Source organism: Hydrogenophaga aromaticivorans (assembly GCF_013387465.1).
Classification (GTDB): Bacteria; Pseudomonadota; Gammaproteobacteria; order Burkholderiales; family Burkholderiaceae_C; genus Hydrogenophaga; species Hydrogenophaga aromaticivorans.
The window spans coordinates 729,857-756,257 of record NZ_VYGV01000006.1; the positions used below are offsets into that span (position 1 = coordinate 729,857).

General features: G+C 66.8%; 24 protein-coding genes and 1 other RNA gene. 7 read left to right on the top strand and 18 right to left on the bottom strand.

The genetic code is table 11. From position 1 onward, the window contains the following. Window positions 1-20: 20 nt before the first annotated feature. The 3 genes from moaA to moeA all read left to right on the top strand — a co-directional run bounded on the left by moaA (window position 21) and on the right by moeA (window position 3,197). Window positions 21-1,157, top strand: a complete 1,137-nt coding sequence (gene moaA / locus F3K02_RS07790; protein ID WP_177134829.1) for a GTP 3',8-cyclase MoaA — start codon at window positions 21-23, stop codon at window positions 1,155-1,157. A 122-nt stretch (window positions 1,158-1,279) separates the two neighbouring features. After that, a complete protein-coding gene (gene mobA / locus F3K02_RS07795; protein WP_177134831.1) occupies window positions 1,280-1,909 on the top strand; it encodes a molybdenum cofactor guanylyltransferase MobA in 630 nt (209 codons plus the stop codon). A gap of 10 nt (window positions 1,910-1,919) precedes the next feature. Then, window positions 1,920-3,197 (top strand): molybdopterin molybdotransferase MoeA, encoded by a 1,278-nt coding sequence (gene moeA, locus F3K02_RS07800; RefSeq protein WP_177134834.1) that lies wholly within the window; start codon window positions 1,920-1,922, stop codon window positions 3,195-3,197. A 75-nt stretch (window positions 3,198-3,272) separates the two neighbouring features. Here moeA and F3K02_RS07805 read toward each other — a convergent pair whose 3' ends face one another. From F3K02_RS07805 to F3K02_RS07825, 5 genes are all read right to left on the bottom strand, one after another. After that, complete coding sequence (locus F3K02_RS07805) at window positions 3,273-3,722, bottom strand: hypothetical protein (RefSeq protein ID WP_218179371.1); 450 nt, start codon at window positions 3,720-3,722, stop codon at window positions 3,273-3,275. After that, complete coding sequence (locus F3K02_RS07810; protein ID WP_177134836.1) at window positions 3,722-6,820, bottom strand: efflux RND transporter permease subunit; 3,099 nt, start codon at window positions 6,818-6,820, stop codon at window positions 3,722-3,724. Before F3K02_RS07810 ends, F3K02_RS07805 begins: the two co-directional genes overlap by 1 nt. An 18-nt stretch (window positions 6,821-6,838) precedes the next feature. Further along, window positions 6,839-8,029 (bottom strand): efflux RND transporter periplasmic adaptor subunit, encoded by a 1,191-nt coding sequence (locus tag F3K02_RS07815; protein ID WP_177134838.1) that lies wholly within the window; start codon window positions 8,027-8,029, stop codon window positions 6,839-6,841. A 114-nt stretch (window positions 8,030-8,143) separates the two neighbouring features. Then, window positions 8,144-8,578 carry a ribonuclease HI gene (rnhA, locus tag F3K02_RS07820; RefSeq protein ID WP_177134840.1) on the bottom strand — a complete coding sequence of 145 codons (435 nt, stop codon included), beginning with the start codon at window positions 8,576-8,578 and terminating at the stop codon, window positions 8,144-8,146. A gap of 125 nt (window positions 8,579-8,703) precedes the next feature. After that, complete coding sequence (locus F3K02_RS07825; protein WP_177134842.1) at window positions 8,704-9,594, bottom strand: class I SAM-dependent methyltransferase; 891 nt, start codon at window positions 9,592-9,594, stop codon at window positions 8,704-8,706. Between the two features lie 102 nt (window positions 9,595-9,696). Here F3K02_RS07825 and gloB point away from each other — a divergent pair, with 102 nt between their 5' ends. Together gloB and F3K02_RS07835 are read left to right on the top strand one after the other, a co-directional pair. After that, complete coding sequence (gloB, locus tag F3K02_RS07830; protein WP_177134844.1) at window positions 9,697-10,470, top strand: hydroxyacylglutathione hydrolase; 774 nt, start codon at window positions 9,697-9,699, stop codon at window positions 10,468-10,470. Continuing rightward, window positions 10,467-12,107 (top strand): transglycosylase SLT domain-containing protein, encoded by a 1,641-nt coding sequence (locus F3K02_RS07835; protein ID WP_177134846.1) that lies wholly within the window; start codon window positions 10,467-10,469, stop codon window positions 12,105-12,107. Before gloB ends, F3K02_RS07835 begins: the two co-directional genes overlap by 4 nt. Window positions 12,108-12,132: 25 nt before the next feature. Here the strand turns inward: F3K02_RS07835 and F3K02_RS07840 are convergent, their stop codons facing one another. The 5 genes from F3K02_RS07840 to dnaX all read right to left on the bottom strand — a co-directional run bounded on the left by F3K02_RS07840 (window position 12,133) and on the right by dnaX (window position 16,703). Continuing rightward, entirely contained in the window at window positions 12,133-13,134 is a 1,002-nt protein-coding gene (locus F3K02_RS07840; protein WP_177134848.1) for an ABC transporter substrate-binding protein, read from the bottom strand. Between the two features lie 200 nt (window positions 13,135-13,334). Beyond that, on the bottom strand, window positions 13,335-13,739 hold the full coding sequence (locus F3K02_RS07845) for an MAPEG family protein (RefSeq protein ID WP_177134850.1): 405 nt from the start codon (window positions 13,737-13,739) through the stop codon (window positions 13,335-13,337). A gap of 27 nt (window positions 13,740-13,766) precedes the next feature. Further along, the gene (gene recR / locus F3K02_RS07850) at window positions 13,767-14,372 is read right to left on the bottom strand and encodes a recombination mediator RecR (RefSeq protein WP_177134852.1); all 606 of its coding nucleotides are present in this window, start codon (window positions 14,370-14,372) and stop codon (window positions 13,767-13,769) included. Window positions 14,373-14,383: 11 nt separating this feature from the next. After that, the gene (locus F3K02_RS07855) at window positions 14,384-14,716 is read right to left on the bottom strand and encodes a YbaB/EbfC family nucleoid-associated protein (protein ID WP_177134854.1); all 333 of its coding nucleotides are present in this window, start codon (window positions 14,714-14,716) and stop codon (window positions 14,384-14,386) included. A 49-nt stretch (window positions 14,717-14,765) separates the two neighbouring features. Next, on the bottom strand, window positions 14,766-16,703 hold the full coding sequence (dnaX, locus tag F3K02_RS07860) for a DNA polymerase III subunit gamma/tau (RefSeq protein ID WP_177134856.1): 1,938 nt from the start codon (window positions 16,701-16,703) through the stop codon (window positions 14,766-14,768). Window positions 16,704-16,768: 65 nt separating this feature from the next. Here dnaX and ffs point away from each other — a divergent pair. Then, window positions 16,769-16,865, top strand: an RNA gene (gene ffs / locus F3K02_RS07865) — signal recognition particle sRNA small type. An 83-nt stretch (window positions 16,866-16,948) separates the two neighbouring features. Here the strand turns inward: ffs and F3K02_RS07870 are convergent. From F3K02_RS07870 to F3K02_RS07895, 6 genes are all read right to left on the bottom strand, one after another. Next, window positions 16,949-18,019 (bottom strand): AI-2E family transporter, encoded by a 1,071-nt coding sequence (locus F3K02_RS07870; protein ID WP_177134858.1) that lies wholly within the window; start codon window positions 18,017-18,019, stop codon window positions 16,949-16,951. A 4-nt stretch (window positions 18,020-18,023) separates the two neighbouring features. Beyond that, window positions 18,024-18,638 carry an ATPase gene (locus F3K02_RS07875; protein WP_177134860.1) on the bottom strand — a complete coding sequence of 205 codons (615 nt, stop codon included), beginning with the start codon at window positions 18,636-18,638 and terminating at the stop codon, window positions 18,024-18,026. Between the two features lie 14 nt (window positions 18,639-18,652). Further along, window positions 18,653-19,006 carry a TA system antitoxin ParD family protein gene (locus tag F3K02_RS07880; protein ID WP_177134862.1) on the bottom strand — a complete coding sequence of 118 codons (354 nt, stop codon included), beginning with the start codon at window positions 19,004-19,006 and terminating at the stop codon, window positions 18,653-18,655. 161 nt (window positions 19,007-19,167) lie between these two features. Further along, window positions 19,168-19,677, bottom strand: coding sequence for a bacteriohemerythrin (locus F3K02_RS07885; protein ID WP_177134864.1), 510 nt, complete (start codon window positions 19,675-19,677; stop codon window positions 19,168-19,170). 316 nt (window positions 19,678-19,993) lie between these two features. After that, window positions 19,994-20,986: a Bug family tripartite tricarboxylate transporter substrate binding protein gene (locus tag F3K02_RS07890; protein WP_177134865.1), complete on the bottom strand. Its 993-nt coding sequence runs from the start codon at window positions 20,984-20,986 to the stop codon at window positions 19,994-19,996. A gap of 170 nt (window positions 20,987-21,156) precedes the next feature. Next, window positions 21,157-23,538, bottom strand: a complete 2,382-nt coding sequence (locus F3K02_RS07895) for a YgiQ family radical SAM protein (protein ID WP_177134867.1) — start codon at window positions 23,536-23,538, stop codon at window positions 21,157-21,159. Window positions 23,539-23,792: 254 nt separating this feature from the next. Here F3K02_RS07895 and F3K02_RS07900 point away from each other — a divergent pair, with 254 nt between their 5' ends. Next, a complete protein-coding gene (locus tag F3K02_RS07900; protein ID WP_177134869.1) occupies window positions 23,793-24,293 on the top strand; it encodes a hypothetical protein in 501 nt (166 codons plus the stop codon). A 171-nt stretch (window positions 24,294-24,464) separates the two neighbouring features. On the opposite strand, the gene F3K02_RS07905 is transcribed toward F3K02_RS07900, so the two are convergent. After that, the gene (locus F3K02_RS07905; RefSeq protein ID WP_177134871.1) at window positions 24,465-24,653 is read right to left on the bottom strand and encodes a DUF2783 domain-containing protein; all 189 of its coding nucleotides are present in this window, start codon (window positions 24,651-24,653) and stop codon (window positions 24,465-24,467) included. A 2-nt stretch (window positions 24,654-24,655) separates the two neighbouring features. Then, window positions 24,656-26,359, bottom strand: coding sequence for an FAD-dependent monooxygenase (locus tag F3K02_RS07910; protein ID WP_177134873.1), 1,704 nt, complete (start codon window positions 26,357-26,359; stop codon window positions 24,656-24,658). Window positions 26,360-26,401 lie beyond the last annotated feature (42 nt).

Consider the following 26,401-nt stretch of genomic DNA (forward strand, 5'->3'; position numbering starts at 1 on the left):
GCGTCCACCATAATCGGAGCATGTCCGAACGCGTCATTCCCCTGGTCGATCACCGCATGTCCACGTTGTCTGCGGCGGTCCCGTCAAAGGCCATTCCCGCCACGGGCCTGCTGGGCGATACCCTGGGCCGGCCGCTGCGCGACCTGCGCATCAGCGTCACCGACCGCTGCAACTTCCGTTGCAGCTACTGCATGCCCAAGGAAGTCTTCGACAAGGATTACCCCTACCTGCCGCACAGTGCGCTGCTGAGTTTTGAAGAGATCACGCGCGTGGCGCGCCAGTTTGTGGCCCATGGCGTGCAGAAGATCCGCCTCACCGGCGGCGAGCCCCTGCTGCGCAAGAACCTTGAAATCCTCATCGCTCAGCTCGCTGCATTGCGCACAGTCGAAGGCCTCCCGCTGGACATCACGCTCACCACCAACGGCTCGCTGCTGGAGCGCAAGGCGCAGGCCCTCAAAGACGCCGGGCTGCAGCGCGTCACGGTCAGCCTGGACGGTCTGGACGACACCGTCTTCCGCGCCATGAACGATGTCGACTTTCCGGTGGCCGACGTGCTGCGGGGCATCGAAGCCGCGCAGGCCGCGGGCCTGGGCCCGATCAAGGTCAACATGGTGGTCAAGCGCGGCACCAACGAGCATGAGATCCTGCCGATGGCGCGCCATTTCAAAGGCACCGGCATCGTGCTGCGCTTCATCGAATTCATGGACGTCGGCGCCACCAACGGCTGGCGCATGGACGAAGTGATGCCGAGCGCCGAGGTGGTGCAGATGATCCACCGCGAGCTGCCGCTGGTGCAGCTGGAACCGTCGGCGCCGGGCGAGACCGCCGAGCGCTGGGGCTATGCCGATGCGAACGGCCAGCACGATGTGCGGGCGGGTGAAATCGGTGTGATCAGCAGCGTCACGCAGGCCTTTTGCAGCGACTGCAACCGCGCCCGCCTCTCCACCGAAGGCAAGCTGTACCTGTGCCTGTTCGCCAACCAGGGCCACGACCTCAAGCCGCTGGTGCGGGGTGGTGCGTCTGACGAACAACTCTCCAGCGCGATCGCGGCCATCTGGCAGGGTCGCAGCGACCGGTACTCCGAACTGCGCGCCAGCCTGCCGCCCGACGAATCGGGCGGTGGCCGGCGGGTGGAGATGAGCTACATCGGAGGCTGAACAGGCACACCCCCGCGCCGCTTCGCGTCACCCCCTCAAGGGGCCGGCAAAGCCGGCCCGGCGGTGCCCCCGGTTGAAACCACCTCACTCGCTGCCCCACCGAAACCTGAACGCGTTCCGCCATGAATCCCATACAACCTGGACAAATCACCGCCCTCGTGCTCGCCGGGGGCCGCGGCTCCCGCATGGGTGGGGTGGACAAGGGCCTGCAGAACTTCAACGGCACGCCGCTGGCGCTGCACACCGTGATGCGGCTGCAGATGCAGGCCGGTGGCCTGGTCGGTGACCTGATGATCAACGCCAACCGCAACCTCTCGGCCTACGAGGCCTTTGGTGCGCCGGTCTGGCCCGACACGCTGTCCGATTACGCCGGGCCGCTGGCGGGTTTCATGACCGGGCTGGAACGCTGTGAAACGCCCTATCTGCTGACGGCCCCCTGCGACACGCCGCTGTTCCCGCTCGACCTCGCGCAGCGGCTGGCGCAGGCCTTTGAAGACGGCTCGACCGAGATCGCCATGGCCGCTGCCCGCGAAGCCGATGGCCAGGTCCGCACCCAGCCGGTCTTCTGCCTGATGCGGGTGAACCTGCTGGAGAGCCTCGTCGCCTTCACCCAGGCGGGCGGCCGCAAGATCGACCGCTGGACCGACCAGCACCGCACCGTGGTGGTGACCTTTGACCAGCCGGGCGACGATCCCCGCGCCTTCTGCAACGCCAACACCCTCGCCGAACTGCACGTGCTGGAAAACAGCTGAACCCTGATCGATGAAAACGATAGAACAGATCGCAGCCGAGCTGCAGGGCTACGACCCGCAGGCGCTGAGCGCCGAGCGCGTCAACCAGTTCCTGGCCCACCTGGTCGATGCCGTCACAGCCACCGAAACAGTGGGCGTGTTCGAGGCGCTCGGCCGCGTGCTCGCACAGGACTTGATCTCGCCCATCAGCGTGCCACCGCACGACAACTCGGCCATGGACGGTTTTGGATTTCACAGCTCGCAGCTCCAGCCGGGGCAGCCGCTGTCGCTGCGCGTGGTCGGCACCGCCTTCGCCGGCAAGGCCTGGCAGGGCACGGTGGCGGCGGGTGAATGCCTGAAGATCATGACCGGCGCGATCATGCCGCCCGAGCTGGACACCGTGGTGCCGCTGGAGTTTGTGAAGGCGCAGGATGACCGCGTGGACGTCCCGCCCGGCGTGGTGAGCGCCGGCGACAACCGCCGCCTGCTCGGCGAAGACCTCATGGCCGGCCAGCCCGCGCTGCGCCGCGGCCAGACACTCGGCCCCGCTGCGCTCGGCCTGATCGCCAGTCTCGGCTTGCCCGGTGTGGCGGTGTATCGACGGGTCAAGGTGGCGTACTTCTCCACCGGCGACGAAATCCTCAGCCTGGGCGAACCGCTGCGCGAAGGCGCGGTGTACGACAGCAACCGCTACACCGTCTTCGGCCTGCTCACGCGCATGGGCGTCGAGGTGATCGACATGGGCGTGATCAAGGACGAACCCGCAGCCCTAGAAGCCGCCTTCCGCCAGGCCGCGCGCGAGGCCGACGCCATCATCACCAGCGGCGGCGTGAGCATGGGCGAGGCCGACCACACCAAGGCCATGATGAAGCAGCTCGGTGACGTGGCGTTCTGGCGCATCGCCATGCGGCCCGGGCGGCCCATGGCCGTGGGCAGGATCACAGAAAACAGCAAGTCAGCCATCCTCTTCGGCCTGCCCGGCAACCCGGTGGCGGTGATGGTCACCTTTCTCGCCTTCGTGCGCCCTGCCCTGCAGCGTTTGATGGGCTGCCAGGCCTGCGAGCCAGTGCTGCTCAAGGCGCACAGCGCCGAAGCGCTGCGCAAGAAACCCGGTCGCACCGAGTACCAGCGCGGCGTCGTCAGCCGCGGCGCCGACGGCTCGCTGCAGGTGTGCACCACCGGCAACCAGGGCTCGGGCGTGCTGCGCTCCATGGTGGAGGCCAATGGCCTCATCGTGCTGCACCACGCTCAAGGCAACGTGGCCGCGGGCGACGAGGTGGACGTGATGATGTTCGACGGCGTGATCTGAGCGCTGGATGCCACCTGCCCGGCCACGGATCAGGCCCGGGCCACCCGACCTCTGCGCGCAGGGTGAGCGCTCCGCCTACCGGTCGATCGGCTCTCGCGCAACCGCCGCGGACTGCTGGGCCAGAAACTCGTCGGCCCAGCGCTGGGCACGGGGCAGGCAACTCGCCAGCGAGGCCTGCAGCTCGGGCACCTGAAAGTACGCCGGTTCGTGCAGGTAAGGGTGGCGCATGCAGGCGACGTCCCGGGCTTCATGACTCAGATCCACCCGTTGCCCGTCGATGAAGTTGTACTGGTGTTCATAGTGCCCCCGGATGGCGCCGCCGAAAACGCGCTGCATGAAGAGCGAGCCGTACTTGCAGGCGCCCGAGAGGTCCAGCGGGACCTTGTCCGGCTGGCCGACGGCTTCTTCACACCACTTACCGAACACGAAGACCTTGGCCGCCCGGAAGTTTGCGTCGGTATAGGGCAGGCGCCCGGCCTGCGGCAAGGTGCAGTCCAGGCCCATCGGTGGCTCCGGATCGGCCATCACTTCGCCACCAGGATGTCTTCGGACTCGGGTTCTCCGTGGCCCGGCACATCCTTCGGCAGCACCCGGGAACCATGCCTTGTACGCGCCAGCAAGGTGTACATGGTCGGCACCACAAACAGCGTGAGCAGCGTACCCAGGCTCATGCCGCCCACGATGACCCAGCCGATCTGCTGACGGCTCTCGGCACCGGCCCCGGTGGCCAGCGCCAGTGGCATGGCGCCGAGCACCATGGCACCGGTGGTCATCATGATCGGGCGCAGGCGCAATGCGGCGGACTCCTTGACCGCTTCGAGCTTGTCTTTGCCCTTCTCGCGCAGCTGGTTGGCGAACTCCACGATCAGGATGCCGTGTTTGGTGATCAGGCCCACCAGCGTGATGAGCCCGATCTGGCTGAACACGTTGAGCGTACCTCCACTGAGCTTGAGCGCCAGCAGCGCGCCCAGCATGGACAGCGGCACGCTGAGCATGATGATGAGCGGGTCGACAAAGCTCTCGAACTGCGCCGCCAGCACCAGGTAGATGAACAGCAGCGAAAGCGCGAACACGATGGCCAGCGAACCCGATGAGCTGCGGAACTCGCGGCTCTGGCCGTTGAGGTCGGTGGTGTAGCCGGGCGGCAGCACCTCGGCCGCAATCCCGTTCATGATCTGGAGCGCCTCGCCCAGCGCCAGCTCGGGCGCGAGGTTGGCGGTGATGGAGGCGCTGCGTCTTTGGCCAAAGTGGTTGAGTTCGCGCGGCACCACGACTTCGCGCAGTTTCACCAGCGAAGCCAGCGGGATCATGGCGTCGCCGCGACCGCGCACAAAGAGCTTGTCGATGTCGTCCGGCGCGCTGCGCTGCGCGCTGTCGGTCTGCACCACCACGTCGTATTGTTCGCCGCCCTGCTTGTAGCGCGTGACCACGCGCCCGCCCAGCAAGGTTTCCACCGTGCGCGCGATGACGTCCACGCTCACACCCATGTCGGCTGCGCGCTCGCGGTCCACGTCCATGCGGATCTCGGGCTTGTTCAGGCGCAGGTCGGTGTCCACCTGCACGAAGCCCGGGTGTTTGGCCATTTCGTCCTGGAAGCGGCGCACGGTTTGCGAGAGGTTCTGGTAGCTGTCGCTGGTAACGATCACGTAGTTGATCGGCCGCTCGCGAAAGCCCTGGCCCAGCGAGGGCGGCGTGATGGGAAAGCCGCTGATGCCGGGCAGCGCGCCGATGCGCGGTGCGATCTCGCGCGCGATCTCCTGCGTGCTGCGGTCGCGCTCTTCCCAGGGCTTGGCGCGCAGAAACACCGAGCCCTGCGCCACCGTGGGGTTGCCGATGTTGCTGAAGATGCGGTCGAACTCGGGGTAGTCCGCGCCGATGCGCTCGACCGCTTCGGCGTAACGCCGGGTGTAGGCCAGCGTGGCACCGTCGGGGCCGTTGACGTTGACCAGGATCACACCGCGGTCTTCCAGCGGCGCGAGTTCCTGCTTGGTGGTCTGCAACAGCCACCAGCTGCCCGCAGCGCTCGCCAGCATGACGCCCACCACCAGCCAGCGCACGCGCAGTGCCCCGGCCAGCAGGCGGCTGTAGCCCCGGGTGATGGCCACCAGCACACGCTCCATGCCGCGGTCGAACCAGCCCGGGTTGGGGTTGTGGCGCAGCAGCTTGCTGCTCATCATGGGCGAGAGCGTGAGCGCCACGAAGCCCGACACCACCACCGCACCCGCCAGCGCGAGCGCGAACTCGGCGAACAGACGCCCGGTGCGCCCGGGCGTGAAGGCCAGCGGCGCGTACACGGCGGCGAGCGTGAGCGTCATGGCCACCACCGCAAAGCCGATCTCGCGCGCGCCTTTGATGGCCGCTTCAAACGGCTTCATGCCTTCCTCGATGTGCCGGTAGATGTTCTCCAGCACCACGATGGAATCGTCCACCACCAGACCGATGGCCAGAACGAGCGCCAGCAGCGTGAGCGTGTTGATGGAAAAGCCGAACAGGCCCATGAGGGCAAACGAGCCGATAAGGCTGACCGGGATCGTCACCAGCGGGATGATGGACGCACGGATGGTGCGCAGGAAGACGAAGATGACCAGCGCGACCAGCACCACGGCCTCGGCGATGGTGGTGTAGACGGCCTTGATCGAGCGGTCGATGAAGACCGAGTTGTCGTTGGCTATCTCGACATTGATGCCCGGCGGCAGGTCGGTCTTGACCTTCTCCAGCAACTGGCGCACACCAGCCGCAAGTTCCAGCGGATTGGCCGTGGCCTGGCGGATCACGCCCAGCGACACCGAGTCGCGCCCGTTCAGCCGCACCGAACTGCGTTCGTCCTGCGGGCCCTGCACCACACGCGCCACATCGCCCAGCCGGATCGACTGGCCGTTGACCGTGCGCAGCGTGACCTCGCGGAACTGCTCGGGTGTCTGCAGGTCGGTGGCGGCGGTGACGTTGAACTCGCGCTGACTGCTCTCGATGCGCCCGGCGGGCACTTCGAGGTTGGAGCGGCGCAGCGCGTCTTCGACGTCCTGCACCGTCAGGTTGTACGCGGCCAGGCGGTCCGGGTCGATCCAGATGCGCATCGAATAGCGGCGCTCGCCGTAGATGCGCACCTCGGCCGCGCCGGTGGCCGTCTGCAGCACCGGTTTGGCGATGCGGTTGGCCAGGTCGGAAAGCTGCAGCGCGTTGTGCGTGTCAGAGTTCAGCGAGATCCACATCACCGGGAACGCATCGGCCTCGACCTTGGCGATCACCGGCTCGTCAATGCCCTGCGGCAGGCGCTGGCGCACCCGGCTGACCTTGTCGCGCACGTCGGCGGCGGCCGAGTCGGGATCGCGTTCGAGCTTGAAGCGCACCGTGATCTGGCTGCGCTCCTGCCGGCTGATGGAGGTGATCACGTCCACGCCTTCGATGCCGGCGATGGAGTCTTCCAGCGGTTTGCTGACCTGCGACTCCACCACCTCGCTGGAAGCGCCGGTGAACGTGGTGCTGACCGTGACGGTGGGCTCGTCGATCTTGGGGTACTCGCGCACCGTGAGACCGCTGAAGGCCACCAGCCCGATCAGCAGAATCAACATCGACAGCACGCTGGCAAAAACGGGCCGGCGGATCGCGACTTCAGGCAGTTGCATGGTGCGCCTCCTGCGGGATCAGCCGCCACTCGCCGGCGGGGTGCCAGCGGGTGCGCCCTGGGGTCCGGGGACCGGACCACCCGGGGGACGGCTCATCTCCACCACACGCACGGCCGTGCCGTCTTTCTGCAAACGCTGCTGGCCCGCCACCACCACGGTGTCGCCCTCGGCCACGCCCTGCGTGATCTGCACCTGGGCGCCCCGGCGCACGCCGAGCTGCACCTCGGTGCGGCGCGACACCAGCTTGGCGCCGTCGCCCTCGCCTTCTTTCAGCAACCGGAAAACAAACTGTTTGCCCGCCTGCGGCACGATGGCTTCTTCGGGCACCACCAGCGCAGCGGCGTTGGTGGAGAACACGGTGGTCACGCGCGCGAACATGCCGGGGCGCAACTCGCCCCCGGGCGCGGGCGGCAGCACGGCGCGCACGGCGATCGAACGGCCGTTGGCGTCCAGCAGCGGATCGACCGCCTGCACCTTCGCGCTGAAGCGTTTGCCGGGCAATGCGTCCAGTTCCACCTCGACCGGCTGGCCGGCGGCGATGCGGGTCTGGAAGCGCTCGGGCAGACGGAAGTCCACTGTGAGCTGCGAGGTGTCTTCCAGGTTCACGAGGTCCGCGCCGTCCTTGACGTAGTCGCCCAGGTGAACCACGCGCAGCCCCACGGTGCCGTCGAACGGTGCGGTGAGGCGCATGCGCGAGAGGCGCGCCTGCGCCAGCGCCACCTGCGCTTCGGCCACCTGCAGCGCCGCGCGGCTTTCGTCCAGCACGCGCTGGGCCACAAAGGCCTGCGCCACCAGTTCCTCGTTGCGTTTGAGGTTGGCCCGCGCGATGGAGAGCTGGGCCTGCGCCTGGCTGAGTTCGGCCTTCTGCAACACGTCGTCCAGCTGCACCAGCAACTGGCCACGCCTGACCCGGGCGCCGTCGGCAAAGGCGATCTGAGAAATGCGGCCGCTGACCTCGGGCCGCAGCGTGACGCTCTGGCGCGAGCGCAGGGTGCCCACCGCCTGAGCGTCGTCCCGCAAAGAGAGGGACTTGACCTGCGCCACCTCGACACCGGGCGTGCCGGCGGCCGGTCGTCCCGCGGAAGCAGCGGTGCTGCCCCCCGCAGCAGCCGCCGGGTTGGGCGTACGGTTCTGGAGCCACCAGGCACCCGCCGAGGCCAGCCCGAGGCCGGCCGCAGCGATCACCACATAAAGGGTCTTTTTTGCCATGTTTCGATCAGGTGCAGGTGGGCGCCAAGTGTCACAACATTTTGCAATGTATCAGTGCATAGACACCCACGAGCGCATAAGTTCAATCGCCCGGCCAGCCGGCGACCCGGCGGCTCAGCCCGGCACGCCCCGGTTGGCCAGCGCATCGGCCTTCTCATTGCCGGGGTCACCGGCATGGCCTCTGACCCAATGCCATTCGATCTGGTGCACCCCGCCGTGCACCAGGGCATCGAGCTTCTGCCAGAGGTCGGCATTCTTGACCGGCTGTCTGGCCGCCGTCTTCCAGCCTTTGGTCTTCCAGCCATGGATCCACTCAGTGATGCCTTTGCGGACGTATTCGCTGTCCAGGTAGAGCGACACCTTGCAGGGGCGCTTGAGCGCACCGAGCGCTTCGATCACGGCCGTGAGTTCCATGCGGTTGTTGGTGGTTTCGCGCTCACCACCCCAGAGCTCTTTTTCGTGGCCGCCGGCCTTGAGGTAAACGCCCCAGCCGCCCGGGCCCGGGTTGCCTTTGCAGGCGCCATCGGTGTAGATCACCACGTGATTCAAATCAGAGTCTCCAGAAAAACAAAAACAGCGCCACCCCAGGGGCACCGCCGGGCTGGCTTTGCCAGACGGCCAGTGCCGCCCCCCTGGAGGGGGGTGACGCGAAGCGGCGCGGGGGGGGTTTCACATCAATGCCGGTTGGCCACCGACACGGGCGCCGCAGCCACAGCCACAGCCCGCCGCGGCTTCCACGACGGGCCGAGCAGGCGCACACCCTGCACACGCTTGACCGCCACCTGAAAATAGACCGCGCCGAAGATCGGCCACCAGCGTGGGCCGGCCCGGTCCATCCAGGCGCTGTGGTTGAGCCACTTTTCGGTCCTCACCGCCGGCCGGTAGCAGCCAAAGCGCTCCGACTCTACTTCAAAACTCAGCAGCCGCAGCCAGTCGCGCAACCGGCGCGGGCCGATGAATTCACCGGCCTCGGGCAGGTACAGGCTCGACAAACCCAGCCCATGCAAACCCAGCCGCCCTGCCAGGCGGGCGCGCCCCTGGCGCAGGCCCCAGAGGCTGGTCGGATTGAAGCCCGAAATCACCACCCGCCCCTCGGGCACGAGCACCCGCTCCACCTCGCGCAACACGTGGTGGGGATCGGCGCTGAGCTCCAGCGTGTGCGGCAGCACCACCAGGTCCAGACTCGCCGGCGGAAACGGCAGCGCAGCCGCGTTGGTCACCAGCGCCACCCGCGGCGACTCGCCCGGGGCCGGCCAGGTCGAGACCCGGTCGCCACGGTCCACGGATGGGGACTGCGGAGCATCCAGGTCCACCGTGCGTCCGCCCTCCCCGGTGAACAGCCGCTCGTCCAGCGGCGCAACGAGCATCTCTTCGGGCAAGGCCAGCCAGCGGTGCGGCATGCGGTTCGCGTCGAGGGTACGCAGCTCGGGCAGTCCCAGCTGCAGCGCGTTGTAGCCAAACAGATCGCTCACGGCCAGGTCAAACTGCCGCTGCTCCCAGTCCAGCAAGTAACGCCCGGGAGCGGTCTGAAACCAGTCGGTCAAACTTATAATGGGTGGATACATGGTGTGAGATGAAAAGACGGAGCTGGCGCAAGTCCGGCACCCCCAACCCGGCTTTTCCGCGTACTCTACACGCCAACCCCGCATTCACACCGGGCTCCGCGCATGACACTTTTTCCCCTACCCGCGTTCAGCGACAACTACATCTGGGTGTTGCACGACGGGCAGCGGGCGCTGGTCGTGGATCCGGGCGAGTCCGATGGGGTGCTGGCCTGGCTGGCCGACCAACGGCTCGACCTCGACACCATCCTGATCACCCACCACCACGCCGACCACACCGGTGGCGTGGCGGCCTTGCGCCGGGCCACCGGCGCGCGCGTCATCGGCCCGGCGGACGAACCCATGCCCGAGCCCCTGCTGCGCGTGGGTGAGGCCGATACCGTGAGTGCGCTGGGTCTGGACTGGTCGGTGATCCAGGTGCCGGGCCACACGGCCGGCCACATCGCCTACTTCTGTCCCGACGTGGACGGCCGGCCCCTGGTCTTTTGCGGCGACACCCTGTTCTCGGCGGGCTGCGGCCGGCTGTTCGAAGGCACGCCGGCGCAGATGCTGGACTCACTCACCCGCCTGGCCCAGCTGCCCGGCACCACCCGGGTCTGCTGCACACACGAATACACGCTCTCCAACCTGCGTTTTGCGCTGGCGGTCGAGCCCGGCAATGCCGAACTGACGCAGCACGCCGCGCATTGCGCGCAGCTGCGCGCCGGGAACCTTCCCACGCTGCCCAGCTCCATCTGGCTGGAAAAGCAGATCAACCCCTTCCTGCGCACCCATGTGCCCGCGGTGGCCCAGGCGGCCGGTGCACATGAACCCGGCGCAGGATCCGATACCGTGAGCGTGCTGGCCACCCTCAGGGAATGGAAAAACAATTTCAAATGACTCTCGCCTCCGCTCCGACCGCTTTCCATCCGCCCCCTGATCCCTCCCGCAACCACCCGCCGTTGACCCAGTCAAGCGGTCGTCTGGCCGGGCTGGTCTGGACCCTGGGCCTGACCTTGCTGATCGCCGGTTGTGCCGGTTCGCCAGCAGCGCGCCAGACCAACCAGGCGGGGGCTGGGTCAACGGTGCCCAGCGGGAGCCCTCAGCCGGCCACCGCATCCTCCAGCTACAACCACCCCCCGCTGAGCACCATCGTCTCCGCACAGGCCAGCGCGCCCCCGGTCGTGACGCTGGCTGCCCCGGAAGACATCTGGGACCGCATCCGGCGCGGCTTTGCCATGGCGGACCTGCAGAACGATCTGGTCCGAGACCGCGAGCAGTGGTACATCAGCCGCCCCGACTACATGCAGCGCATGACCGAGCGGTCGAATCGTTACCTGTTCCACATCGTCGAAGAGGTCGAGCGCCGCAACCTGCCCATGGAGCTGGCCTTGCTGCCCTTCATCGAGAGCGCGTTCAACCCGCAGGCAGTGTCCAGTGCGCGCGCGGCCGGCATGTGGCAGTTCATGCCCGCCACCGGCCAGTCGTTCGACCTGAGGCAGAACGCGTTCCGCGATGACCGCCGCGACGTGCTGGCGTCCACCCGCGCCGCGCTCGATTACCTGGAGCAACTGCACGGCCGCTTTGGCGACTGGCACCTCGCCCTCGCGGCCTACAACTGGGGCCAGGGCAACGTCAACCGCGCCATCACGCGCAACCAGCGCGCCGGTCTGCCCACGGGTTACACCGACATCGACATGCCGCTGGAGACGCGCATGTACGTGCCCAAGCTGCAGGCGGTGAAAAACATCCTGGCCCGGCCCGAGTCGTTCAATGCCCAGCTGCCACCGATCGGCAACCACCCCTTCTTCGACACCCTGACGCTGGAGCGTGACATCGACGTGGCGCTCATCGCCCGCCTGGCGGAGGTGAGCGAGAAGGACTTCCGGGCATTGAACCCTTCGATCAAGCAGCCCATCGTGATGGCGGCCGGCACGCCTTACATCCTGCTGCCCTGGGACAACGCCAACATCTTCGAGCGCCGTCTGGCCGAGTACAAAGGCCCGCTCGCCAGCTGGACCGCCTGGGTCGTTCCCAGCACCATGACGGCGGCACAAGCCGCCAGCCGCGTGGGCATGAGCGAGTCCGAACTGCGCGCCGTCAACAACATCCCGCCCCGCATGCAGGTGCGCGCCGGATCGAGTTTGCTGGTGGCGCGTAGCGACCAGCACAACCGCGACGTGAGCGAATTCGTCGCCGACAACGCCAGCCTCAGCCTGCAACCCGAGGCCATCGTGCGGCGCGGCTCCGTGATCGTCCGCGCGGGCGACACCCTGAGCCGGCTGGCCGCGCGCCATGGCGTCAGTGCCTCGAATCTGGCGCGCTGGAACAACCTGCGGGTCAGCTCCAAACTCAAGGCCGGTCAGCGCCTCTCGCTGGTCAAGACCCAGCGGTCCAGCGCGGTTGCTGCGAAGGGCGGCAGGAAGATGACCCAGAAGAGCACGCAGGCCAAAGGCAAGAGCGTCAAACGCAGCACCAAAAAAGCCACGATCAAACCCACGCGCACGGCGAGCAAAAAGAAAGCACGCAAGAACTGAGAATGTTGTCCGCCTTGCCGCGGATTCAGGCGCGGAAGCGGGCCTTCGATTTCTGCGCAAATTCGTTGGTGAAGGTGCGCTCCAGGTTCACGCGCTGCAGCATCTGCGCGTCGTCGAAATGCGCCAGCATGCGCACCGTGGTCTGAGGGCCGGCTTCGGGCATCAGACCATCGGGCGTCCACGACTCACGGGCCCTGCTGAACGCGGCCAGGTACAGCGCCCGATCTCCGAGAAAATAGGTTTCGGGCACGATCCTGATCAGGTCGGAGGGCCCGGCGGTCTGCAGCCATTTCAGGGCATGCACCATCGCGTCGGTGATGGCCTGGCAATGCTTCGGGTTGTTCTCCACGAAGTCGGCCGAAGCGCTCAGGCAACCCGCGGGCAGCGGTCCGCCAAACACATCGGCATTGCCCCGCGTGGTGCGCGTGTCGGCCACCACCCGGAGTTGCCCCGCCTGCTCCAGCTGGGTGATCACCGGGTCGGTGTAACAGATGGCATCCACCTGACCCGATCGAAAAGCCGCCACCGCTGCCGAGGCACTCGGAAAGGCTTGGTAGGTCACGTCCTGCGGACCCAGCCCTGCCCTGGTCAGCAGCAGGCGCGCAATGCGGTGACTGGCCGAGCCCAACGCCGTGACCGCGATACGTCGACCACGCAGGTCGCGCAGCTGGCGGTAGTGTTCCATGGTCTGCAGCGATACGCCGAGCACGATTTGGGGCGTGCGCCCCTGCAACACGATGGAGCGTATCGACTGCCCCCGCATCTGCAGGCTGATGGTGTGGCTGTAGGGTCCCGACACCAGGTGGGTGGCGCCGCTGAGCATGGCTTGCAGGGCTTGCCCCGGTTCCGTGAAATCGCGCAGCTGGACGTCCAGCCCCTCAGCAGCGAAATAGCCGAGACGATCCGCGATCGTGAGCGGCAGGTAACAGAACGACGAGCGGTTCTCCACCGCCATCACCACGCGGCCCAGCGTGTTGCGAGTGACGGGCGCCGCGACGCTGGTGGCTGGCCGCGACTGTGCAAACACCGCAGGAAGGCCTGCCGTCAGCATCGCCGACGCGCACACACGACCCCACCCCCGGCGACTCCACATGACACATCCTCTCTGGTACCTTGTCTTCAAGGTGCCAGCGTATGCGCCATCACAAAAACCCGCATCGGGACGAATCCCGAGCGGGTTTCCACCAAGCTTAAAAGCAATTAAAAGTAACAGCCTCGCAGGCGGCGTCAGACGAACAGGATCGCGATGTTGACCAACAGTGCCAGTGTCCATGCGATGCTGCGCGCCGTGGCCAGATCGGCCACATACAACATGATGTAGACCAGTCGCAAAACGATGTAGAAGAAGGCCAGCAGATCCAGCCGGGTCTGGTAGGTGCCGAGCTGGTGGGCAATGATCACCGCACCCATGAAAAACGGCAGCGCCTCGAAGCTGTTGGCCTGCGCCGCATTGGCGCGCGCGCGCCAGTCGTTTTGCTTCGCCAGCCAGGCGCGCGGGTTGTGGTTGTCGTAGCCGCCCTCGCGCCTTGGCTTGGCGAACGTGCCCCACTTGGCCAGCCCCGCGCAAACCATCGGCAGCAGCGCCGCCACGATCACGGCCCAGTAGGCCACGGTGAGTCCAGCGATTTTCATCAAGCGCTTTCTTTTGAATGCGAGTGGTCAACGCCGGTCCACCAGGGCGTGGGCGATCGTGCCGAGATCCACGTATTCGAGCTCGCTGCCCACCGGCACGCCCCGCGCGAGCCGCGTGACGTTCACGCCGCGCGCCTTCAACGCCTGAGCGATCACATGGGCCGTGGTTTCGCCCTCGGCCGTGAAGTTGGTCGCGAGGATCACTTCACGCACCTCGCGCGCGCCGTCCACCAGGGTGTCGATGCGGTCAAAGAGTTTTTGCAGACCAATGTCGCGCGGACCCACGCCGTCCAGCGGGCTGAGCTTGCCCATGAGCACGAAGTACAGGCCCTTGTAGGCCCCGGTGCGTTCCAGCGCCGACTGGTCGGCCGGGTTCTCCACCACACACAGCTGGCTGCGGTCGCGCCGCACATCGCGACAGGTGGGGCAGATCTCGTCTTCGGTGAAGGTGTGGCACAGCGTGCAGTGCTTGACCTCGGCGCAGGCGTGCTGCAGCGCCTGCGCCAGGTGCAGCGCGCCCTCGCGGTCGTGCTGCAGCAGGTGAAACGCCATGCGCTGGGCCGACTTCACCCCCACGCCCGGCAGGCGCCGCAGCGCCTGCACCAGCAGTTCAAGTGAGTGGTTTTCGGCCAAGTGGGCGGTCGTCAGAAGGGGAACTTCATCCCGCCGGGAAGGCCTGGCATTCCAGCCGTGAGCTTGCCCAGTTTCTCGTTCGAAGTTTCTTCCGCCTTGCGCACCGCAGCGTTGAACGCTGCGGCCACCAGGTCTTCCAGCATGTCCTTGTCGTCGGCCAGCAGGCTGGGGTCGATGGTGACGCGCTTCACATCGTGTCTGCAGGTCATGAGCACCTTCACCAGGCCGGCGCCGGACTCACCGGTGACCTCGATGAAAGCGAGTTCGTCCTGCGCCTTCTTGAGGTTGTCCTGCATGGCCTGGGCCTGCTTCATGAGGCCGGCGAGTTGTCCTTTGTTGAACATGGTTTTCCTTGTATGTCCTGAATGAAATGAATCGGCGTAACCGAGAAGCTCAGGCGCCTGTGGCCTTGAGCGTGCCGGGTACGATTTTGCCGCCAAAGTCGCGCATCATCGTTTGCACGAAGGGGTCGTCGCGAATGATCTGTTCGGCTTCGCGCTGCCGGCGGGCGGCCTCGGCCGCCAACCGCAGCGCGGCGGAGTCCTCGACCGGGCCGATCTCCACGACCAGGCGGATCTCGTGGCCCAGCGTCTTCAAGGCCGCGCTCAGGCGTTCCCGGGTGTTGCCCTGGTTGAGCGACTCGCGCTCCACCCGCAACAGCCATTGGTCCGCGTCGCGCGCCACCAGCTGGGACTGCAGCCCCAGCTCGCGTACCAGCGCCGTGATGGTTTCGGCCTTGGCCAGTTGCTGGATCGCATCGAACCAGAAATCACCTTCGGCGCTGAGCACCGGCTCGCGCATCGGTGCGGCTTCGCCCGGATCGCGCAGGCGGTCCAGTCGCGGTGCAGGGCCGGGATCGCGCACGGGAACCTCGACCACACGGCGCGAGGTCTGCACACCCTCGTCCAACGGCGCATCGTCTGGCTCCTCCACCCAGGGTGGGCCGTCGGCATCCTCTTCAAAGTGCGCAGGTTCAGCCGCGGGCAATGTCTTGGTTGCCGACGCCGCAGGCACGGGGCGCGAGGCAGGCGGAGCCTGCACGGTCGCTGCGGCCAAAGGTGCGACCGGAGCCGATGCCACAGGTGCAGCCACCACTGCCACGGGCCGGACCACAGGCGCCACAGACCGGGAGGCCAGCGCCGCAAAGGGCTGAAGCTCCGCGACCGGAGCCTCAGCCCCGGATTTCAGTGTTTTTTTTTCCGCCGCGGCGCCGGTCGCCGTCTGCGAAGGCTTGAACGCGAGCAGCCGCAGCAGCACCATGGTGAGCGCGGCGTATTCGTCGGGCGCCAGGCCCAGCTCGGCACGGCCGTGCAGACACAGGCTGTAGAGCAGCTGGGTTTCGTCGGCCGGCAGCGCGTGCGCCAGGCGCACGATCTCGGGTGTGTCGGGGTCGTCCGACTCCTGCAGGGCCAGCCGTTCGGGCACCGCCTGCAGCACCGCCATGCGCTGCAGCAGGCCGGTCATTTCTTCGAGCGTCGAGGCGGCATTCAGGCCGTTCAGGCGCAGGCTGTCGATGGTGTCGACCACGGTCGCGCCATCACCGCGCGCCAGCCCGTCGATCAGTCGCAGCACATAAGAACGGTCCACCGCGCCCAGCATCTGGCGCACCGTGGCTTCCTGCAGCTGACCGCCACCGAAGGCAATGGCCTGGTCCGTCAGCGAGAGCGCGTCGCGCATCGAGCCGCGCGCAGCGCGCGAGATCAGACGCAGCGCCAGCGTCTCGGCCGGCACGCTTTCGGCCTGCAGCACCTGCGCCAGGTGCTGCAGCACGGTCTCGGGCGCCATCGGCCGCAGGTTGAACTGCAGGCAGCGCGAAAGCACCGTGACCGGCACCTTCTGCGGGTCGGTCGTGGCCAGCACGAACTTCAGGTACTCGGGCGGTTCCTCCAGCGTCTTGAGCATCGCGTTGAACGCGTGCCCGGTGAGCATGTGCACCTCGTCGATCATGAAGACCTTGAAGCGGCCCTGCACCGGTTTGTAGACCGCCTGCTCCAGCAGCGCCTGGACCTCGTCCACGCCGCGGTTCGAGGCCGCGTCCAGCTCGGTGTAATCGACGAACCGGCCGGCGTCGATGTCGGTGCAGGCCTGGCACACGCCGCAGGGTTCGGCGGTGATGCCGCCCTGCCCGTCCGCCCCCAGGCAGTTGAGCGACTTGGCCAGGATGCGCGAGACGGTGGTCTTGCCCACGCCGCGGGTGCCGGTGAACAGGTAGGCGTGGTGCAGCCGCTGTGTGGTCAGCGCGTTGGAAAGCGCCTGAACCACGTGCTCCTGCCCCACCATTTCGGTGAAATTGCGCGGGCGGTACTTGCGGGCCAGAACGACATAGGACATGGCAGGGATTCTAAGCGGCGCCCTTGGTCGGCAAAGGGTGGCCGTCATCGCCTACAATCGACCTCGACGGGCCTTCCCGCATGGTGAAGCGGCCAACCGGGTCAGGTGGGGAACCAAGCAGCCCTAACTGTGTAGCCAGTGCCGGGGTCAAGGCTCGTCACCTTATTCAGCGCCAATCTGGCGCCGCAGCGGGCCAGCTGAAGTGCACCACCGCCGTGCCGCTGGGCGTCGCGGACCGGGTGCCCTCAAGGCTTGGGCACCGGCGGGCCCTCCAGCCCGCGCACCCATTCCCGCCAGATCGCCACCAGCAGCGCCATCAGCACCGGGCCAACGAACAGGCCCACCAGCCCCATCGTTTTGACACCGCCGACCAGCCCGAAAAACGTGGGCAGGAACGGCAGCTTGACCGGCCCGCCCACCAGCCGCGGGCGCAGTGTCTTGTCCACGATGAAGAGTTCGACCGAACCCCAGGCAAACAGCAGCAGGCCGGCCGTCGCATGGCCGGAGCCCACCAGATAGAGCGACACCAGCGTGAACGACAGCGGCGCCCCGCCCGGAACCATGGCCATGAAGCCGGTGATCACGCCCAGCAACACCGGCGAAGGCACGCCGGCGATCCAGTAGGCCACGCCCAGCACCACGCCCTCGCCGATGGCGATCAGGCCCATGCCGGTGACGGTGGCGCTCACCGTGGCCGGCACCACCCGAGAGAAACGCTGCCAGCGCTCGGGCAGCAGGTGCTCGCCCACCCGGTCCACCTGGCCTGCGATGCGCACGCCGTCCTTGTAGACAAAAAACAGCGTGATCAGCATGAACAGCACCAGCAGGAACAGCCCGAACAAATTGCCTGCGGCCGCCAGAACCGTGCGCGAAATGTTGCCAACGTGCTGACCAGAAAGCATCTGGATCCACGTGCCCAGCGCGTGCGGCTGGCCCAGGTGTTCGCGCCACAGTTCGGCCAGCTGCGCGCCGACGAGAGGCAGCGCCTCGATCCACGCGGGCACGGTGGCGCCATGGCGGTTGGCCTCGATCGCCCAGTGCACGAATTCGCTGGCTTCGCGGATGGCGTAGTGCAGCGCCACCGACAGCGGTACCACGAGCACCACCAGCACCACCAGAATCGCCAGGCTGGCCGCCATCGTGGTGTTGCCGCCGCAGCGACCCACCAGGCGGCGGTACAGCGGCCAGGTGGCGAAACCGATGATCAGCGCGGCCAGCGCCGGGACCAGAAAGCCGTGGAAAAAATAGACACCAGCGGCGAGGATCAGCAGCAACAGGCCGCGGGTGATGAGGGGAGCACGCAAGACAGGGGGCATCTTTTCATTCTGACATGGGGTGCAGCACGCGCCGGGCCCAGGCGGGCAAGGTCTCTGCCTGCCAGATCACCGCGCCGCCACGCAAGCGCGCCACCAGCCGAGGCACCTGGATCACCTGCTCCGAAGGCAGCGAGGTGTCGTACAGCAGCGCCAGATCGGCCCGCCGCACCGCCACGCTGAGGTGGCGCACGGTGCGCGGGTAACGCGCGAGCACGCGTTCGGGCGGCACCGGGTGGCCCCCCTCCTCCACGCGCTGGCTCACGCGACCGAGCAGCTGCTGCGGTTCGTCCACGCACACCACCAGCAGCACCACGGCAAACCCCACGCGCTGGGCAGCGCTCATGAGATCGAGCTTGGACGTGTGGGAAAACACGGTCTCGCTGGCGAAGGACTTGCCTTCGGTCAGGCACTGCGCCCGCCGCGCGTCGGCCCACTGGCGCGCCTGGCGTGAGCGCTCGGCGGGGTCGCTCACCTGCTGCAGGTGAGCCGCTTCGTGCAGGTCGGCGTTGACGAATTCGGCTTGTGCGGGGATCAGGCCCTGAGCCACCGCGCTGCGGTACAGCGTGGACTTGCCCGCGCCATTGGGGCCGGCCAGCAGGTAGAAAACCGGGGCAGTCAATGCGGCCTGTCGCGTCAGGCGGCGCGGCGCGCTGGCGCCACCTTCTGGCGGTTGGACAACACCGTGTCACGCACCGCCTGGGCCAGGCGCCCACTCGATTCAGCGGCCAGAAAACGGGCCTCGATGGCGTCCAGCGATTCATCGGTGGTGCCCGAGGCGCCAGCGCGGTGCCGGGCGTCGTACAGCGCAATCGCCTCGCGCGCCTCCTGCACCGTGAGGCCGGTTTCGTCGGCAATGCGCCCCAATGTGGCCCAGTATTCGATCTGGCCGGCCACCGAGCGGCGCTGCGGCTGTGCCGCCTCTCGGGCCTGCTGCACCAGGGCGGCGGGCAGTTTCACGGACGAAAACGGGCTGACAGCGTTGGACATGGCGAACTCCTGTTTGGCGCATTTTGCGCCAAATTGAACCATGCGGCAATCCCAGATGGTCCCCGACGCCATCACCTGGTTCAGCGCAGCGCAGGCGCCACAAAGCAAAAGGCCGCATCAGCGGCCTTTTGCTTGTGCCGTCAGGCCTGAAAACGCTCGACCTATTCGCCGCCAAACAGGCGTGCGAAGAACCCGCGCTTCTTCTTCAGGTGCAGTTCACGGATCAGTTCTTCCTTGATCTGCGCCTTCATGTCGGCATCGCCGTGGCTGACGTTCTTCAGGTAGACCTTCACCGAGTCGGCGTAGCTCTTGTCGTCGTTGCGGATGTGGTTGAACAGCCAGCGCGAGAGCATGGCGTGCAGGTCGGACGCCACGTCTTCGCCGGCCTCGAAGCGCATGCGGTACTCGCCAACCTTGCGCGTGAACAGCTCGTGCACCTTCTTGTGCGGGCCGGAGAACATGTAGCCGGCGTCGGACATCAGGGATTCTTCAAACGCGAAATGCGAGAGCGTGTAGTCCACCATCTCGTCGATCACGGCACCCACGGCTTCACGGTCGTGGTGGTCACGGGCGTCGTACAGCTGGTTGATGTATTCGACGATGCGTTTGTGTTGCCCGTCGATCTCGCGAATGCCAGTTTCCAGGTCGGGGGTCCAGTTCAGGTGTGCCATGGGCCACTTTCTCTCATGCGGGGAACAGGGAATACCCTGTGAATGAAACAAATTGTGAACCCGATGCCGCCGACGTGGTGCGGCATTCGCAGGTTTCATGACATATCTCAAGCGCAACGGAAGAGGATCCCCCGCTGAAACACCGACAGCGTGCCATTGCAACAACGCCACGCCACCGCCCCATCGCTGCCGGGGCCTTGCTGTGCCCAACAGCAGCCAGCCCACCCCAATCAAAAACCGGAGAAATCACCCCCAATGGGCTTCGGGTGGCCTGGCGCGCATCCGGAGCCTGGCGCCGGTGGAGCAGGCGCAGGCCTCAGAAGGCATCCATCTTGAGCTTCTGATGCGCCACCACCCGCTTCCAGCCTTCGACGTCGTTCTGCAGAAACTGCGCCAGTTGCGCGGGGGTTCCGGTGGCAGGTTCCAGCGCGTCTTTGCCCAGGCGCTCCTTCACATCCGCCATTTCAACCACCCGAGCCAGCGCAGCGTTGAGTTGCTGCACCACCGCCTCGGGCGTGCCTTTGGGCGCCACCAGCGCAAAGTAGTTCAGCACGTTGAAGTCGGCCATGCCGGCTTCCTGCATGCCAGGCACCTGGGGCAGCGCGGGGCTGCGTTCGGGGCTGGTGACGGCCAGTGCCTTGAGGCGGCCGTCACGGATGTAGGGGGCCAGCGCGGGGATGGTGCCGGTGAGCAGCTGCACCTGGCCCGCGAGCGTGTCCAGCGTGGCCGGCGCGATGCCGCGGTAGGGAATGTGGGTGATGAAGGTGCCGGTGCGCGCCTTGAGCGATTCCAGCACCAGATGGTTGATGCCACCCACGCCGGCCGAACCGTAGTTGAGCCGCCCCGGCTGGCTGCGCGCGAGGGCCACAAGTTCGGGCAGGGTGTTGACAGGCAAGTCCTTGTTGGCCGCCCAGACCAGCGGACCGTGAGCGATCATGCCGACAGGGGTGAAGCTGCCGATCGGGTCGTAACCGGCGGTGGGCAGTGCGGCGGGCACGGTGGTGAAGGGTGCGGCCGCGAGCAGCAGGGTGTGGCCGTCGGGTGCGGCCCTGGCCACCTCTTGCGCGCCCAGCGCACCGGAGGCACCTGTCCGGTTGTCCACGACCACGCTGACCTTGAGCAGCTCGGCCAGCTTGCCCGCCACCAGGCGGCCCATGGCGTCGGTGCCGGCGCCGGGCGCAAAGGGCACGATGATCTTGATGCTGCGTTCGGGGAAGCTGCTGGCCCAGCTGGCACCAGCGCTCAGGCCAACGAGTCCCGCGCCCAGCTGCAGGCAAAAGTGACGACGATCCGGGGAGGGGAAGGTCATGTGAATCTCCAGACAGTACAGAACAATCGGGCCACTGTATGCCGGCGACATGACGAGGCGGTGACGGCCCTGCAACAACCGCGCGACAGCACAGCGCTGGGCCAGAACAACGCAGCGCCATCGCGGCCACGCCCGCGTCAGACCTTCAGGGGAACGCGCCAAAGGCGCTGTCAGCGCCCGCCGCGGGGTTTCATCGCATTGCCGCCCACGCCGGCCCGAGGCGGCAGTCCGGTGTGCTGGGTCAAGATCGCGCCACGCTGGGGCTGCGCCGGTTTCATCCCCGGCTTCACCACCGCGGCCATCTTCTCGCTGGCCTTGCCCACGGCGGTGCTGTTCTTGCGGCGCGCGCTCTGGTAGCTGCCGTCCGTCATGGGCTGGAAGGTCGGGATCAGGTGGTGTTTGCCGTTGCCGATCAGGTCGGCGCGGCCCATGGTCTTGAGCGCTTCGCGCAGCAGCGGCCAGTTGTTCGGGTCGTGGTAGCGCAGGAAGGCCTTGTGCAGGCGGCGGCGCTTGTCACCGCGCACGATATCCACCTTCTCGGCCCGGTCGTCGCGGTGCACGCCCTTGAGTGGGTTCAGGCTGGTGTGGTACATCGCCGTGGCCGTGGCCATGGGGCTGGGGTAGAAGGTCTGCACCTGGTCAGCGCGGAAACCGTTCTTCTTCAGCCAGATCGCGAGGTTCATCATGTCCTCGTCGCTGGTGCCCGGATGGGCCGCGATGAAATACGGGATGAGGAACTGCTTCTTGCCCGCCTCTTCGCTGTACTTCTCGAACATCGCCTTGAACTTGTCGTAGCTCCCGATGCCGGGCTTCATCATCTTGGACAACGGCCCGCTCTCGGTGTGCTCGGGCGCGATCTTGAGGTAACCGCCCACGTGGTGCTGCACCAGTTCCTTCACGTACTCCGGGCTCTTCACCGCCAGGTCGTAGCGCAGGCCGGAGCCGATCAGGATCTTCTTGATGCCCCGGAGCGACCGCGCTCGGCGGTAGATTTTGATCAGCGGGTCGTGGTTGGTGGTCAGGTTCTGGCAGATGCCGGGGTAGACGCAGCTGGGCTTGCGGCAGGCAGCCTCAATCTGCGGGCTCTTGCAGCCCAATCGGTACATGTTGGCGGTGGGGCCACCGAGGTCGGAGATGACACCGGTGAAGCCGTCGACCTTGTCGCGGATGTCTTCGACCTCCTTGATGATCGAGTCTTCCGAGCGGCTCTGGATGATGCGGCCTTCGTGCTCGGTGATGGAGCAGAAGGTGCAGCCACCGAAGCAGCCGCGCATGATGTTGATCGAGAAGCGGATCATTTCCCAGGCTGGGATCTTGGTCGCGCCGTCGTGTTTGCCGTGTTCGTCGGCATAGGCCGGGTGCGGGCCGCGCGCGTACGGCAGGTCGAACACGTGATCCATCTCGGCCGTGGTCAGCGGGATCGGCGGCGGGTTGATCCACACGTCGCGCGCCGTGGCGCCCTCGCCGTGCGCCTGCACCAGCGCACGGGCGTTGCCGGGGTTGGTTTCCAGGTGCAGCACGCGGTTGGCATGGGCGTACAGCACGGCGTCGCTTTTCACCTGCTCGTAGCTGGGCAGGCGGATCACACTGCGGTCGCGCGACAACTTGGCCACGCCGCCGGCGCCTTGGGGGCGGTGGATGGTGATGGGTTTGTAGGCCGAAGAGCCCTCACCCCGACCCTCTCCCACAGGCGGGATAGGGGCTTGGGAGCCATCTTCCTTGGAACAGCTCTGTCCCTGGGCTTGCGCCTGTTCGCTGGTGGTCTGGTAAGGATTGATGTGGTCTTCGACGTGGCCGGGCTGGTCCACCTCGCTGGAATCGATCTCGATCCAGCCCTCGGCCGTGGGGTCGTGCGGGCGGCGGATGAAAGCGGTGCCGCGCACGTCGGTGATGTGTTCGATGGGTTCGCGTGCGGCGATGCGGTGCGCCACCTCGACCAGCGCGCGTTCGGCATTGCCGTACAGCAGCAGGTCGCACTTGGCATCCACCACGATGCTGCGACGCACTTTGTCGCTCCAGTAGTCGTAGTGGGCGATGCGGCGCAGGCTGCCTTCGATGCCGCCGAGCACGATGGGCACGTCTTTGTAGGCCTCGCGGCAGCGCTGGCTGTAGACGATGGCGGCGCGGTCGGGCCGCTTGCCACCCACGTCGCCGGGGGTGTAGGCGTCGTCGCTGCGGATCTTTCGATCAGCCGTGTAGCGGTTGATCATGGAATCCATGTTCCCCGCGGTCACGCCCCAGAACAGATTGGGCCTGCCCAGCGCCTTGAAGGGCTCGGCGCTCTGCCAGTCGGGCTGGGCGATGATGCCGACGCGAAAACCCTGCGCTTCCAGTACACGGCCGATCACGGCCATGCCGAAGCTGGGGTGGTCGATGTAGGCGTCGCCGGTCACCAGCACGATGTCGCACGAGTCCCAGCCCAGTTGCTCCATCTCGGCGCGGCTCATGGGCAGGAACGGCGCCACGCCGAACCGCTTGGCCCAGTAGGGGCGGTAGCTGGTCAGCGGCTTGGCGGCGCGCGCGAAAAAGGAGACGTCGACGGGGGCGTTCATGGTGCGAAGGGGGAGTGAGGGCGAAGTGTACGGTTTTGCGCATCCACGCCGTGTCATAGGGTTACCGGTCGAGGGACGAGGCAGCGCGTTACTTCTGGAAGCAATACCTGCCAGATCATTACCTGACACCTTGAGCATGATCAATTTCACCCCAATGGGTCGGATCAGAATGATTTGCGAGCAAATACTGGGTGGAGTAGAAAGTTCCGGTGTTGCTTGATCTGTAGCTCAGTGAATCTTCCAAAGGAACCTCCATGAAAAAGCAATCTGTGATCAACGCCGTTGTCCTGGCCTTGGCGCTGGGTGGTGTCGGCATGGCGTCTGCGCAGGACCGGTTGAAGACCCAGGACAAGGACCAACTGAAAACCCAAGACAAAGACCTGCTCAAGACACAGGACAGGGATCAGCTGCGCGATCAGGACCGCCTCTACGCCGATGAGCTGATGACCGATCAGGAGCGCACCACACTGCGTGAGCGTCTGCGCCTGGCCAAGACCGAACAGGAACGTGCTCGCATCCGCGAAGAGCACCGCCTGCAGATGGACGCCAGAGCGAAGGAGCGCGGCGTCACGATCAAGAGCGTCACGGGTTCCTCGCAGACAGGGACGCAGAGCAGCAGTGGCTCTTCGCAGTCAGGATCGCAGAGCGGCAGTGGTTCTTCGCAGACAGGCACACAGAGCGGCAGCGGCTCTTCGAATGCAGGAATGCAGGGTGGCAGTGACACCTCGGGTGGCGGCGCTGGCGGCAAGAAATAGGACCGTCGGGTTGAGCCAGAGACTGCCGTGTCTGGCTCAGGCCCCACCGTCGGGCAACCATGCGGTGCGGGCATCGTGTGGATGTGCCCGGCTGCCCACCAATCTGCCCTTGAAAATCCCCATGAAGCGGCACATGTTCACCCGCCATGCGGCCCCTGCTGCCGGGGCCGCTCAGAGGTCGCGCAAGGCGGCCGCGAGGTGCCGTTGAAATTGCTCGGGATCGCCCAGCGCCTGCGCGTTCATCAAGGCAAGCTTCACGAGAAACAGCTCCGTCTTCTCCGGTCCTGCCCCGTCAATGGCGGTGGCCAGTGCGTCGTAGACCTGCTCCAGGCCGGGGATGGTCAATGTGTTCTGGTTCATGTTCAGGCTTCCATTTTCAGACCAGCGGCGTTGAGCAGGGCGGCGCGCAGGCGCGTCGCATCCAGGCTCATCCAGCGCGCGCACACGTGCTGGTCCGGCCGCAGCAGGTAGGCCGCGCCACTGGCGAGCACGCCGTAGCGCTCACGCAGGTGACCGTCGGCGTCGGCCAGCGTTTCATCGGCGCCGGCGACCGGCTGGGCGCTGCCCACGGCAATCATCCGCAGCGGCAGTCCTCGTGCCCGCAGCCCGTTCACCTCCGCTTGCAGCGCATCGGGCACGGCGGCGCCTTCGGTGAAATACAGCAGCGAAAAGCGGTGGTCCAGGTGGTCCAGCAGGTGGTCGTTGGCGCCCAGGCGCACGTTCTGCGGCGGCGCGCCGTGACCCGGCCCGGCTTTGAACAGCGCGTTGTCGTCACCCGCGCTGTTGGCCGGCGAGTGGTGGTACTCGTGCGGCCGCGAGGTGCGCCAGTGGTAGAGCGGCCCCACGAAGGGCTCGCTGAGCGAGAGCGAGAGCACCGCGTCGCGCAGCAGGCGGAAGCCGCGCGTGGGCGGGGTCATGAAGCGGGTGCTCTTGCCGGCCTCGTCGATGATTTCGCGCGCCGCACCCACGCGTTCGCTGCTGTAACCCGCGAGCAGCGGCGCGGCGGCCAGGCCCTGGATCACGAAGGCCAGCCGCCAGGCCAGCGCCTGCGCATCCTGGAACCCCGTGTTGGCGCCGCGCACACCGAAGATCGGCAGCAGGTGCGCCGCGTCGCCGGTGAACAGCACGCGGCCGTGCACGTAGTCGGGCAGCGTGAGCGCGCGCGCCGAATAGACCGAGCACCAGTCCATGGCCCAGGGCACGCCGGCGTGGCCGATCATGGCCAGTTGGGCGTCGATGCGGGCTTTCAGCGACTCGGGTTTCAGGGCGGCTTCGGGGTCTTCGCCGGGCGGCAGCTGGTAGTCCACGCGCCAGATGCCGTGCGGCTCGCGGTGCATGAGGATGGTGTTGCCGGGGTTCCAGTCGGGGTCGAAGAACGCGAGGCGTTCGGTGGGCAGCGGCAGATCGATGCGGATGTCGGCGATGACGAAGCGGCCTTCGTAGGACGCGCCTTCAAGCTTCAGGTCCAGCATCGAACGGATGCCGGAACGCGCACCGTCGGCGGCCACCAGCCAGTCGGTCTGCAGCGTGTAAGGTCCTTCGGGTGTGTCCACCTCCAGCGTGGCGCCCTGCCCGTCCTGCGTCACGGCGTTCACGCGGTTGCCCCAGCGCAGCTCGATCAGCGGGTTCGCCCGCACGGCATCGACCAGGTATTCCTCCAGGTACTGCTGCTGCAGGTTGATCATGGGGAAGAAGCGGTCGTCCGGATCGTGCGGGGCTTCCATGCGGAAGACGCGCTGGCCTCGGTAGTACGAGTTGCCGAAGCGCCAGGGCAGACCGTTCTGGGTGACGCGATCGGCCACGCCCACCTGCTGCAGGATCTCCATGGAGCGGCGCGTGAACACGATGGCACGGCTGCCTTCGGACACCTGGCGCTCCGCTTCGAGCAGCACGCTTTTCACGCCGTGACGCGCCAGCTCCAGCGCGGCCACCAGCCCGATCGGCCCGGCCCCGGCGATCACCACGGCGTGACGCTGCGGCTGCGGGTGCTGCGAGGGCAACCAAGCGTCGAACACCTGGTAATCGTAGTAGATGGAGCGCCGGGGTTCGGCGTGCGGCTGGTGCATGGCTGGTCTCCTGTTGGTGGGCGCAGTGTAGGCAATGCCCAT